The sequence below is a fragment of the Kitasatospora sp. NPDC006697 genome, assembly GCF_042869935.1.
Taxonomy (GTDB): domain Bacteria; phylum Actinomycetota; class Actinomycetes; order Streptomycetales; family Streptomycetaceae; genus Kitasatospora.
On record NZ_JBIAGU010000027.1, the window covers coordinates 93,769 to 105,143 of the forward strand.

General features: G+C 73.6%; 9 protein-coding genes. 3 read left to right on the forward strand and 6 right to left on the reverse strand.

Annotation, left to right across the window (positions count from 1 at the left end):
* Positions 1–57 precede the first annotated feature (57 nt).
* From ACFYNO_RS30295 to ACFYNO_RS30305, 3 genes are all read right to left on the reverse strand, one after another.
* Positions 58–1,020, reverse strand: a complete 963-nt coding sequence (locus tag ACFYNO_RS30295) for a C40 family peptidase (RefSeq protein WP_388019649.1) — start codon at positions 1,018–1,020, stop codon at positions 58–60.
* Positions 1,021–1,240: 220 nt separating this feature from the next.
* The gene (locus tag ACFYNO_RS30300; RefSeq protein WP_388019652.1) at positions 1,241–2,143 is read right to left on the reverse strand and encodes a sucrase ferredoxin; all 903 of its coding nucleotides are present in this window, start codon (positions 2,141–2,143) and stop codon (positions 1,241–1,243) included.
* A gap of 111 nt (positions 2,144–2,254) precedes the next feature.
* Positions 2,255–4,705, reverse strand: a complete 2,451-nt coding sequence (locus tag ACFYNO_RS30305; protein ID WP_388019655.1) for a DNA topoisomerase (ATP-hydrolyzing) subunit A — start codon at positions 4,703–4,705, stop codon at positions 2,255–2,257.
* 226 nt (positions 4,706–4,931) lie between these two features.
* On the opposite strand from ACFYNO_RS30305, the gene ACFYNO_RS30310 reads away from it, so the two are divergent.
* The 3 genes from ACFYNO_RS30310 (at position 4,932) to ACFYNO_RS30320 (ending at position 9,151) form a co-directional block, all read left to right on the forward strand.
* A complete protein-coding gene (locus ACFYNO_RS30310) occupies positions 4,932–6,254 on the forward strand; it encodes a M16 family metallopeptidase (protein ID WP_388019658.1) in 1,323 nt (440 codons plus the stop codon).
* A complete protein-coding gene (locus ACFYNO_RS30315; RefSeq protein WP_388019661.1) occupies positions 6,251–7,642 on the forward strand; it encodes a M16 family metallopeptidase in 1,392 nt (463 codons plus the stop codon). Before ACFYNO_RS30310 ends, ACFYNO_RS30315 begins: the two co-directional genes overlap by 4 nt.
* Positions 7,643–7,957: 315 nt before the next feature.
* Entirely contained in the window at positions 7,958–9,151 is a 1,194-nt protein-coding gene (locus ACFYNO_RS30320; RefSeq protein ID WP_388019664.1) for an RtcB family protein, read from the forward strand.
* A 224-nt stretch (positions 9,152–9,375) separates the two neighbouring features.
* Here the strand turns inward: ACFYNO_RS30320 and ACFYNO_RS30325 are convergent, their stop codons facing one another.
* The 3 genes from ACFYNO_RS30325 to ACFYNO_RS30335 all read right to left on the reverse strand — a co-directional run bounded on the left by ACFYNO_RS30325 (position 9,376) and on the right by ACFYNO_RS30335 (position 11,259).
* Positions 9,376–10,137: an SAM-dependent methyltransferase gene (locus ACFYNO_RS30325; RefSeq protein WP_388019667.1), complete on the reverse strand. Its 762-nt coding sequence runs from the start codon at positions 10,135–10,137 to the stop codon at positions 9,376–9,378.
* A 36-nt stretch (positions 10,138–10,173) separates the two neighbouring features.
* A complete protein-coding gene (locus tag ACFYNO_RS30330; protein ID WP_388019670.1) occupies positions 10,174–10,911 on the reverse strand; it encodes a GNAT family N-acetyltransferase in 738 nt (245 codons plus the stop codon).
* 69 nt (positions 10,912–10,980) lie between these two features.
* Positions 10,981–11,259 carry an HPr family phosphocarrier protein gene (locus ACFYNO_RS30335; RefSeq protein ID WP_388019673.1) on the reverse strand — a complete coding sequence of 93 codons (279 nt, stop codon included), beginning with the start codon at positions 11,257–11,259 and terminating at the stop codon, positions 10,981–10,983.
* Positions 11,260–11,375: the final 116 nt, after the last annotated feature.

Consider the following 11,375-nt stretch of genomic DNA (forward strand, 5'->3'; position numbering starts at 1 on the left):
GCGGTGGGCCCCGGCGCGTCACGCGCCCGGGGCCCACCGCCGTCTCGGCCGCCCGGCTCAGGGGCGGCCGGTGAAGCTCGGCCAGTAGCCGCGGTTCAGGTGCGAGATGCGCACCGTGGTGCCCGGCTTGGCGGCCTCCACGAACCGGTTGTCGCCCAGGTAGATCGCCCCGTGGTGGATGCCGCGGGCGGTGCCGTCGGAGGACCAGAAGAGCAGGTCGCCGCGGCGCAGCCGGCTGGAGTCGACCGGGGTGGTGGCCTCGTACTGGTCGTTGGCCACCCGGGGCAGCGAGATCCCGGCCCGCCGGAAGGACTGCTGGATCAGGCCGGAGCAGTCGTAGCCGTCCGGCCCGTTGCCGCCCATCACGAACGGCTTGCCGAGCTGGGCCAGGGCGAACTCCACGGCCGTCTCCACCGAGCCGCGCGCGGCCGGGCGGGCCGGGGTGCTCGGGGTGTCCGGCGCGCTCGGGGCGGCCGCCGTGGACGCGTCCGGGGCGGCGGCGCCGGTCCGCTGCAGGTAGATGTCGCGGTGGCTGGTGTAGCGCCACTCGCCGGCCCCGTTGCGGAACCAGTAGACCGAGCCGTCCCAGCCCTGGCGCTCCGGCGCGGCGGTGGAGGCGTCGGTGCCGGTGGAGTCCTCGGCCGTGGCGCTGTCGTCGGTGGCGCCGCTGTCGCTGGCGCCGTCGTCCACGGCGGTGTTCTCAGCGGTGTCCTCGGCGGCGGTGTAGCCGGACGAGTCGTCAGCGGCGGCCGTCTCGTCGGTGCCCGCGGTGTCATCCGTGCCGTCCGTGGCCCCGGGGGCGTAGCCGGCGTCCTGGTCGGGGTCGTCGGCGGGCGCCAGGCCCGGCTGGACGGCCGGCGCCGCGGCGGCGGGGATCGCCAGCGCCAGGCCGGAGCCGAGCGCGATCGAGCCGGCCCCGGCCACCAGCGCGGCGGCCAGGCCGACCCGGTGGCGCAGCCGAGTGGCGCGGGAGACCGGCGGGGTGAGCGGGAAAGCGGTGGAGGTCAGGTCCGGGTTCATGTCCGGTCGCATCCTTCCGTGCGCCCGGCCGGGCGGCCGGGACGGCGGGGCCGTCCCCATGACGGGGGCCGGCGCCGCACAGCACCGCGGCTTCCGGTTCGAATGCGGAAGCCGCACGGTGGGGTGGTCCCACCGCGGCCACGCTAGGCACCGTCGGGCCACCGCGCTCCGCTGGAATGCGCCGTTGGAGCGGTGACGCTCCGTGCGGGCCGGCGGTGGCTCAGAGCGCCGCCACCGAGCGGACGTCCATCCGCAGCGGGTTCCCCGGGGTCTTGCCGCAGCTCTCCGGACGGGCCGGCTCGGACGGCGCCGAGACCACCTCCACCCGCCAGGCCCGGCCGTCGGTGTGCCGCACCACGCAGCCCCAACCGCCCTCCGGCAGCTCCTCCTGATCGACCGTCAGCGACTCCGCCCGCTGGTCCCCGGTCAGCTCCCGGACCGCCTGCTCGGCGGCCTGGGCCGGCCGGTCCCAGCAGGACCGCCCGCGCGAGTGGGCCGGCTCGGTCAGCCCGGCCGCCGTGGCCGCCAGCACCGCCTTCGCCGAGGTCCCGGTCAGCCGCCCGTAGGCGTAGCCGTAGGGCAGCACCAGCATGGTGGGCGAGAACCGGTGGCCGCCCAGGTGGGTCACCTCCCACACCTCGCTGTGCCCGGCCGCCGCCAGCTCGGCCGCCAGCGGCCGCCCCAGCAGCGCGCAGCAGCGGTCCCGCCGCCCGTTGGTGCACACCAGCGCCAGCGGCCCGCCCTGGTGCTCCTCGCCGAAGCCGCCGTGCTCCCCGGCGCCCAGCGCCGCGAAGTCCAGCCCCAGCAGCTCGGCCGGCGAGTCCAGCTCGGCCCGCCGCACCCAGCCCCGGCCGGGCACGGTGTGCCCCACCAGCACCTGGTGCCGGCCGTCCGGCCGGTCGTCGGCGTGCCGGCCCGGACGGCGGATCAGCGCGATCCGCACCCCCGTCCCCGCGGCGGCCCGGTCCAGCGCCCGCCCCAGCTCACTGTCCAGGTGGCTCTCGGTCAGCGCCTTGGCACCCCACGGGCCCGACTGCTCGACCAGCAGCCAGGTCGGCGCGGTGGCCGCGGTGGCGGACAGCGGCTCGGACAGCTCGTTCGACAGGCTCGTACAGGTGATCACCGGGTCACCCTACCGTCGCGCGGCAGGGCGCCCCAGGCGTCAACCAGCCGTCCTCGGGCCGCTCCGGCTCAGCCCGGACCGGCCCCGGACGGCCCAGGGGACGGGCCGGGCTCAGGACGGCCCGGCCACCGCCGCGATCGCCGTGGTCACCGGCGTGCCCGAGCCGTCCCGGCGCGGATCGCGCTCCGGCAGCGCCACCGCCGCGCCGTTCGCCGCCGCCGCCCGGGCCGGCGCCGCACCTGCCCAGGCGAAGGCCAGCACGTCCTCACCGCGCAGGAAGCGCTGGCAGCGCACCCCGCCGGTGGCCCGGCCCTTGCGCGGGTAGAGGTCGAACGGCGTCACCTTCCAGCTGCTCTGCGCCTCCCCGGTCAGCGTGCCCGAGGCACCGGCCACCGAGACCACCACCGCGTCCGCCGCCGGATCCACCGCCGTGAACGAGAGCACCCGCGCCCCGTCCGTCAGCTTGATCCCGGCCATGCCGCCGGCCGGCCGCCCCTGCGGACGCACCTGCGAAGCCGGGTACCGCAGCAGCTGCGCGTCACTGGTGATGAAGACCAGGTCCTCCTCGCCGGTGCGCAGCTCCACCGCCCCGACCACCTCGTCGCCGTCCTTGAGCGCGATCACCTCGAACTCGTCCTTGTTGGCCGGCCACTCCGGCACCACCCGCTTCACCACGCCCTGCACCGTGCCCAGCGCCAGCCCCGGCGAGGACTCGTCCAGCGTGGTCAGCGCGATCAGCCGCTCGCCCGCCGCCAGCTTCAGGAACTCGCTCACCTGCGCCCCGCCCGCCAGCGACAGCGAGGCCTGCGGCGGCAGCGCGGGCAGGTCGATCACCGGCAGCCGCAGCACCCGCCCGGCCGAGGTCACCGCCCCCACGTCCGCCCGGGCGGTCGCCGCCACCGAGGAGACGATCACATCGTGCTTGGCCCGGCTGTCGCCCGGGGTGACCGGCTCGCCGTCCGCCGACCGGGCCAGCAGCCCGGTCGAGGAGAGCAGCACCCGGCACGGGTCGTCCGCCACCTCCAGCGGCACCGCCAGCGAGGCCGAAGGCAGTGCGCCCGCCTCCAGCAGCACCGTGCGCCGCTCGGTGCCGAACTGCTTCGCCACCGCGCCCAGCTCGGTCGAGACCACGCTGCGCAGCTTGGTGTCCGACTCCAGGATCTCGGCCAGCTCGGCGATCTCCGAGGTCAGCTTGGCCTTCTCCGCCTCCAGCTCCACCCGGTCGAACCGGGTCAGCCGGCGCAGCGGGGTGTCCAGGATGTAGGCCGTCTGCACCTCCGACAGCGAGAAGCGCTCCATCAGGCGCTCCTTCGCCTGCGCCGCGTTGTCGCTGCTGCGGATGAGCGCGATCACCTCGTCGATGTCGAGCAGCGCCACCAGCAGGCCCTCGACCAGGTGCAGCCGCTCCTCGCGCTTGCGCTTGCGGAAGTCGCTGCGCCGCCGCACCACCTCGAAGCGGTGGTCGACGTAGACCTCCAGCAGCTCCTTCAGACCCATCGTCAGCGGCTGGCCGTCCACCAGCGCCACGTTGTTGATGCCGAAGGTCTCCTCCAGCGGGGTCAGCTTGTACAGCTGCTCGAGCAGGGCCTCCGGCACGAAGCCGTTCTTGACCTCGATCACCAGGCGCAGGCCGTGCTCACGGTCCGTCAGATCCTTGACGTCCGCGATGCCCTGCAGCTTCTTCGCGTTGACCAGGTCCTTGATCTTGCCGATCACCTTCTCCGGACCCACCGCGAACGGCAGCTCGGTGACCACGATGCCCTTGCGCCGCGCGGTCACGTTCTCGATCGAGGTGGTCGCCCGGATCCGGAAGGTGCCGCGGCCCGACTCGTAGGCGTCCCGGATGCCCGACAGGCCCACGATCCGCCCGCCGGTCGGCAGGTCCGGACCGGGCACGAACCGCATCAGGGTGTCCAGGTCGGCGTTCGGATGCTTGATCAGGTGCCGGGCCGCGGCCACCACCTCGGCCAGGTTGTGCGGCGGCATGTTGGTCGCCATCCCGACCGCGATGCCCGTGGTGCCGTTCACCAGCAGGTTCGGGAACGCCGCCGGCAGCACCGACGGCTCCTGCTCCGAACCGTCGTAGTTCGGCTCGAAGTCGACCGTCTCCTCGTGGATCGACTCCACCAGCGCCATCGAGGCCGAGGTCAGCCGGGACTCGGTGTAGCGCATCGCGGCCGGCGGGTCGTCATTGCCCAGCGAACCGAAGTTGCCGTGTCCGTCGATCAGCGGCACCCGCATGGAGAACGGCTGCGCCATCCGGACGATCGAGTCGTAGATCGAGGCGTCCCCGTGCGGGTGCAGCCGACCCATCACCTCGCCGACCACGCGGGCGCACTTCACGTGCGCCCGCTCCGGGCGCAGCCCCATCTCGTTGGCCTGGTACAGGATCCGCCGGTGCACCGGCTTGAGCCCGTCCCGAGCGTCCGGCAGGGCCCGCGAGTAGATCACCGAGTAGGCGTACTCGAGGTAGGAACCCTTCATCTCGTCCACGACGTCGACGTCGAGGATTCGTTCCTCGAAGTCCTCGGGGGGCGGGGTCGGCGAACTGCGGCGGGCCATCGCGGCGGGGCTCCCTTGCGTCTGTCAGCTTTTCTTCTGCTTCACATCTCGTCACCGGGGGTGCAGCGCCCCCCATTGTGGACCCTCGGGCGGACACTCCCCGCCAGGCAGTTGCGCCCCTGGCGAACGGGCGACCTGCGCGGGCACAACCCGGCACGGTACGCGTTGGACCACAATGGGGGGCGCCAGACCCCCGCCCTCCAACCGATGGGAAGGACCCGAGCGCATGGCCAACCCGGCCCCCGCCTCCTCCGGAGGCATCGCCATCACGGAACACCGCCTGGCCAACGGCCTGCGGGTGGTGCTCTCCGAGGACCACCTCACCCCGGTCGCCGCGGTCTGCCTCTGGTACGACGTGGGCTCCCGTCACGAGGTGGCGGGCCGCACCGGTCTGGCGCACCTCTTCGAACACCTGATGTTCCAGGGCTCCGCCAACGTCTCCGGCAACGGCCACTTCGAACTGGTCCAGGGCGCCGGCGGGTCGCTCAACGGCACCACCAGCTTCGAGCGGACCAACTACTTCGAGACCATGCCGACCCACCAACTGGAGCTCGCGCTCTGGCTGGAGGCCGACCGGATGGGCTCGCTGCTCACCGCCCTCGACGACGCGTCGATGGAGAACCAGCGCGACGTGGTCAAGAACGAGCGCCGCCAGCGCTACGACAACGTGCCCTACGGCACCGCCTTCGAGAAGCTCACCGCGCTCTCGTACCCCGACGGCCACCCGTACCACCACACCCCGATCGGCTCCATGGCCGACCTGGACGCGGCCACCCTGGAAGACGCCCGCGCCTTCTTCCGCACCTACTACGCCCCCAACAACGCGGTGCTCTCGGTGGTCGGCGACATCGACCCCGAGCAGACCATCGCCTGGGTGGAGAAGTACTTCGGCAGCATCCCCGGCCACGACGGCAAGCAGCCGCCGCGCGACGGCACCCTGCCCGAGGTGATCGGCGCCGAGGTCCGCGAGCAGATCGAGGAGGACGTCCCCTCCCGCGCCCTGATGAGCGCCTACCGGCTGCCGCACGACGGCACCCGCGAGGCCGACGCCGCCGACCTGGCGCTCACCGTGCTCGGCTCCGGCGAGTCCAGCCGGCTCTACAACCGCCTGGTCCGCCGCGACCGCAGCGCCATCTCGGCCGGCTTCGGCCTGCTCCGGCTCTCCGGCGCGCCCTCGCTCGGCTGGCTCGACGTCAAGGCCGCCGGCGACGCCGCCATCGCCGACATCGAGCGCGCCATCGACGAGGAGCTGGCCCGGTTCGCCGCCGACGGCCCCACCACCGAGGAACTGGAGCGCGCCCAGGCGCAGATCGAGCGCGAGTGGCTGGACCGGCTCACCACGGTGGCCGGCCGGGCCGACGAACTCTGCCGCTACGCCGTGCTCTTCGGCGACCCCAAGCTGGTGAACGGCGCGCTGGCCCGGGTGCTCGAGGTCACCGCCGAGGAGGTCCGCGCCGTCGCCGCGGCCCGCCTGCGTCCCGACAACCGCGCGGTGCTGGTCTACGAGCCGACCGCCGCCTCGACCGACGATGAGGAGGAGGCCGCATGAGCTCCGCCGTCCCCACCACGATGACCTTCCACCCGCAGCCCACCCCGGGCACCCCCACCCCGTGGGCCTTCCCGGCGCCGCAGCGGCTCACCCTGGCCAACGGCCTCACCGTGCTGCACTGCGACCGCCCCGGCCAGCAGCTGGTCGCCGTCGAGGTGCTGGTCGACGCGCCGCTGGCCGCCGAGCCGGCCGGCCTGGACGGCGTGGCCACCATCCTCGCCCGGGCGCTCAACGAGGGCACCGACACCCTCACCGCCGAGCAGTTCGCCGGCGAGCTCGAGCGGGCCGGCGCCAGCATGGAGGCGCACGCCGACCACCCGTGCATCCGCGCCGTGCTGGAGGTGCCCGCCTCCCGCCTGGAGCGCGGCCTCACCCTGCTCGCCGACGCGCTGCGCGCCCCCGCCCTGCCCGCCGACGAGATCGAGCGGCTGGTCGCCAACCGGCTCGACGAGATCACCCACGAGCAGGCCAACCCGGCCCGGCGCGCCGCCAAGGCGCTCTACGCCGAGCTGTTCGCCGCCGAGGACCGGCTCTCCCGGCCCCGCTCCGGCAGCACCGAGACCGTTCAGGGCATCGACCGGGCGGCCGTCAAGGCCTTCTACGACGCCCACGTCCGCCCCGCCACCGCCACCATGGTGATCGTCGGCGACCTCACCGGCATCGACCTGCCCGCGCTGCTCGAGTCCACCGTCGGCCGCTGGACCGGCGACCAGGCCGAGCCCAGCACCGCCGGCCCGGTCACCGCCGACGACCGCGGCCGGGTCGTCATCGTCGACCGCCCCGGCTCGGTGCAGACCCAGCTGCTGATCGGCCGGGTCGGCCCCGACCGCCACGACCCCAGCTGGGCCGCCCAGATCCTCGGCACCTACTGCCTCGGCGGCACCCTCACCTCCCGGCTCGACCGGGTGCTGCGCGAGGAGAAGGGCTACACCTACGGCGTGCGGGCCTTCGCCCAGCCGCTGCGCTCCAACGCGGCCGGCACCGGCCGGGCCCTGCTGGCGATCAGCGGCTCGGTGGACACCCAGTCCACCGCCCCGGCGCTCAAGGACACCTGGGAGATCCTGCGCACCCTGGCCGCCGAAGGCCTGACCGACGGCGAGCGCGAGGAGGCCGTCCAGTTCCTGGTCGGCGTCGCCCCGCTGAAGTACGAGACGGCCGGCTCGGTCGCCGCCACCCTGGCCGACCAGGTCGAGCAGGACCTGCCGGACGACTTCCAGGCCGAGGTCTACCGCAAGCTCGCCGAGCTGGACACCGCCACGGCCACCGCCGCCGTGGTCGCCGCCTTCCCGCCCGAGCAACTGGTCACCGTGTTGGTCGGCGACGCCTCCGCGATCGCCGACGACGTGCGCAAGCTCGGCATCGGCGAGGTCGTGGTGGTCACCGGCTGACCGCCTGACGGCACGTCAGAAGGCCCGGCGGACAAGGTCCGCCGGGCCTTCGCGCATATTCGGTTGCCCGCACCGGCAGCCCCGTGGGTTGATGTTCACCGACGCGGTGCACGGCGCACCGCCGCATCAGGGGAAAGGAGGCGGTCACCATGCGGGTCGAGCCAGCTCGAAAGCGCTCCTCGCGACCGCTGCGCCCCTGCTCTCCGGCCACTGCCTGAGTCGCACCGCGTTCCACCGCCTTTCCCGAGCCGCGCCGGATGCTTCGCGCGGCAGTCCTACGCTTGAACACAGAGACCTTTGGGGGTCGGTTCCACCATGACGTACACCGAGGTACCCGGCGACCGCGTTCCGATCCGGATGTGGGCCGACCCGGCCACCGTCGAGAGCGAGGCGCTGCAGCAGCTGCGCAACATCTCCACCCTGCCCTGGCTGCACGGCCTCGCCGTGATGCCGGACGTCCACCTGGGCAAGGGCGCCACCGTGGGCTCCGTCATCGCCATGAAGGACGCGGTCTGCCCGGCCGCGGTCGGCGTCGACATCGGCTGCGGCATGAGCGCGGTGAAGACCTCGCTCACCGCCCGCGACCTGCCGGACGACCTGAGCCGGCTGCGCTCCCGGATCGAGCGGCTGATCCCGGTCGGCCGGGGCCTGCACGAGGAGCCGGTGGACCCGGGGACGCTGCGGGATCTGACGATCGGCGGGTGGGACCGGTTCTGGCAGGGGTTCGACGGGGTCGCGCCGGAGGTCATGGCGCGGCGCGAGCGGGCGCTGCAGCAGATGGGGACGCTGGGCGGGGGCAACCACTATGTCGAACTGTTGCTCGATACATCGGGATCGGTTTGGCTGACGCTGCACTCCGGTTCGCGCAACATCGGCAAGGAACTGGCGGAGCACCACATGACCGTCGCCCGCAACCTGTCGCACAACCAGGGCGTCGTCGACCGTGACCTTGCGGTCTTCATGTCCGGCACCCGGGAGATGGACGCCTACCGCAGCGACCTCTACTGGGCGCAGGACTATGCGAAGCGGAACCGCGCGGTCATGATGGCGCTCTTCCAGCAGGCGCTGCGGGACGAGTTCCCGCGGATCGAGGTCGGCTTCGACCAGGTGATCAGCTGCCACCACAACTACGTCGCCGAGGAGCGTTACGACGGCGTCGACCTGCTGGTCACCCGCAAGGGCGCGATCCGGGCCGGTGCGGGTGACCTGGGGATCATCCCGGGCTCCATGGGCACGAGTTCGTACATCGTCCGCGGCCTGGGCAACCCGGTCTCGTTCAACTCCGCCTCGCACGGTGCCGGCCGGAAGATGAGCCGGACGGCGGCGAAGCGGCGGTTCTCGGTCCGGGACCTGGAGGAGCAGACCCGGGGCGTCGAGTGCCGCAAGGACGCGGGCGTGGTGGACGAGATCCCGGGTGCGTACAAGAACATCGAGAAGGTGATGGAGCAGCAGCGCGACCTGGTCGAGGTGGTCGCGCAGCTCAAGCAGGTGGTGTGCGTGAAGGGTTGATCAGCTCGGCTCCGGGGCCCGCGGCTTGCGGGCCCTGGGGCGGGCCGGACCTAGCAGTCGCCAGTGGCGGGTCTTGCAGCTGCTCAGTGAGCGGTTCAGGTGCGTTGCCGCCTCTTCCGGCGGGCAGTGTCCGAGCGGCCTGCCGGGCTGATCCATTGAACTGATGATCAGTCAGTTGTGCGAATACGATCGATATTTCGTCCGGTGAACCGCTGTCACATCGCTCACCCGTTCTGGTCCCGCAGCACCATCGTCACGAAGCCGAAGGTCCCCCGGTAGCCGCGGAGCCAGCCGGTGCGGTGGGTGTCGGCGAGCTGCTTGGCGGCGGGGGCGTCGGGGTCGGTGGGGTGGTCGAGGGCCCATTCGGCGAGGGAGCCGGTCCAGGACCACTCGTAGTCGTCGAGTTCGGACTGGGAGCTCTGGTGGCCGGCGACCGGGACCCAGCCGGCGGTGAGGATCTTGTCGACCAGGGTGGGGAGGTCGTCGAGCTCGTCGGGGGTGGCGCCGCCGAGGCCGTCGAGGGTGGCCTGGTCGGGGTCCTGCTGCCAGTAGCCGTCGCCGAGCAGGACGCGGCCGCCGGGGGCGAGGTGGCCGCGGGCGGTGTCGAGGGCGACGAGCAGGCCGTCGAAGGCGTGGGTGGCGCCGACGCAGAGGACCACGTCGTACCGGTGCGGGCTGGTGTACTCGGCGGCGGGGCGGTGGTGCAGGCCGAGCCGGCGGGCCACGCCGAGCTGCTCGGCGCAGTGGCGGGCCAGGTCGAGCGAGGCGGCGTCGATGTCCACGCCGTCGGCGGTGAGCTCCGGGTGCGCGGCGAGTGCGCGCAGCAGCCAGGGGGCTTCGCCGCAGCCGAGGTCGAGCAGGCGCTCGTGCCCGGTCCGGATCGCCTGCCCGAGCAGGGCGGTCACCGACTCGTCGCTGAGCGGGGCGGCGATCGGGTGGTGGCCGTGGGCGATCCGGGAGAGCCGGGTGCGAGTCGTGGAGTCCATCGCCCCAGATTGTCAGCTGATGGCGATTCGGAGAACCTAATTCTCCGGCTGGGCGGCCGCGGCCACTTCGCGCGGTGCCATGCCGAGCCGGGTGTAGAGCCGGATCGCGGCGGTGTTCTTCGACTCGACCATCAGGCCGGCCCGGCCGCTGCGGCGCAGCAGGGCGTCGATGACCAGCCGGCAGGCGGATTCGGCGTGGCCGCGGCCGCGGCCGTGTTCGGGGTGGGCGGCCACGCCGGCGATGAAGCCGGCGCCGGGGGCGCTCCAGGCCTCGCAGGCGACGGCGGTGAGCCGGCCGGCCTCGTCGCGCACGCCGGCCCAGCGGGTGGCGCCGGGGCGGGTGGGGTGGGCGTACGAGGTGGGGTGGGCTAGGTCGAGCAGGGCGGCGGCCTCGGCGAGGTCGGCGGGGCCGAGCCAGTGCGCCCCGGGGGTGGTGGGCAGTGCGTCGCCGGTGATCGTCATCCAGTGGAAGGCGGCGATGAACTGCAGCCCGGGCACCGTGCCGGAGAGCTTCTCGATCACCGCGCGGTCGCCGAACGGCCGGTAGGCGGGGCCGACTTCGGCCAGGGCGTGGCGCACCAGCGCGGTCAGCGGCTCGACCGGTCCGGTGACGGCGAGCCGGTCGCGGCCGGAGAGCGCGGGGGAGGCGACGGCGAGGGCGCCGTCCAGCGACCAGGCGCGCACTCCGGGGGCGAAGCCCTGGGTGGCCCAGTCGGCGAGTATGTCGGCCTGGGCCGGGAAGTCGGCGGCGGTCAGTTCGAGTGCGTCGGGCATGTGCCCATGGTGGCAAGACGGCGGCGGCCCGCTGTACGCGGGCCGCCGCCGTCCGGTGCGGGGCGCTGCTCAGGCCTCGGGCAGCTCGTCCAGGCCCTGCGCGACCATCGCGGCCAGGCGGTCCAGCGCGGCGTCGGCGCCCTCGGCGTCGGAGGCCAGCACGACCTCCTCGCCGCCCTCGGCACCGAGCGCCAGCAGGCCGAGCATGGAGGCGGCGTTCACCGGGTTGCCGCCGGCCTTGGCGATGGTGACGGGCACGCCGACGGCGGCGGCCGCCCGGACGAAGACGGAGGCGGGACGGGCGTGCAGGCCCTCGGGCCAACCGATGGTGACGCGGCGCTCAGCCATGATGACGTGCCTTTCAGGTGGTGCAGGGAGTCGACATGTTGTCTAGACCATTCTGGCACGACCGCACAGAACCGGTTCCACCCTGCCCTGGCCGCCGGTCGGGCGCCAAGCGGCTC

What these genes read in the sequence shown, in the direction of transcription:
- ACFYNO_RS30325 (WP_388019667.1), bottom strand. Translation starts at nt 10,137, where the DNA reads ATGGACTCCACGACTCGCACCCGGCTCTCCCGGATCGCCCACGGCCAC.
- ACFYNO_RS30320 (WP_388019664.1), top strand. Translation starts at nt 7,958, where the DNA reads ATGACGTACACCGAGGTACCCGGCGACCGCGTTCCGATCCGGATGTGG.
- ACFYNO_RS30305 (WP_388019655.1), bottom strand. Translation starts at nt 4,705, where the DNA reads ATGGCCCGCCGCAGTTCGCCGACCCCGCCCCCCGAGGACTTCGAGGAA.
- ACFYNO_RS30330 (WP_388019670.1), bottom strand. Translation starts at nt 10,911, where the DNA reads ATGCCCGACGCACTCGAACTGACCGCCGCCGACTTCCCGGCCCAGGCC.
- ACFYNO_RS30315 (WP_388019661.1), top strand. Translation starts at nt 6,251, where the DNA reads ATGAGCTCCGCCGTCCCCACCACGATGACCTTCCACCCGCAGCCCACC.
- ACFYNO_RS30295 (WP_388019649.1), bottom strand. Translation starts at nt 1,020, where the DNA reads ATGAACCCGGACCTGACCTCCACCGCTTTCCCGCTCACCCCGCCGGTC.
- ACFYNO_RS30335 (WP_388019673.1), bottom strand. Translation starts at nt 11,259, where the DNA reads ATGGCTGAGCGCCGCGTCACCATCGGTTGGCCCGAGGGCCTGCACGCC.
- ACFYNO_RS30310 (WP_388019658.1), top strand. Translation starts at nt 4,932, where the DNA reads ATGGCCAACCCGGCCCCCGCCTCCTCCGGAGGCATCGCCATCACGGAA.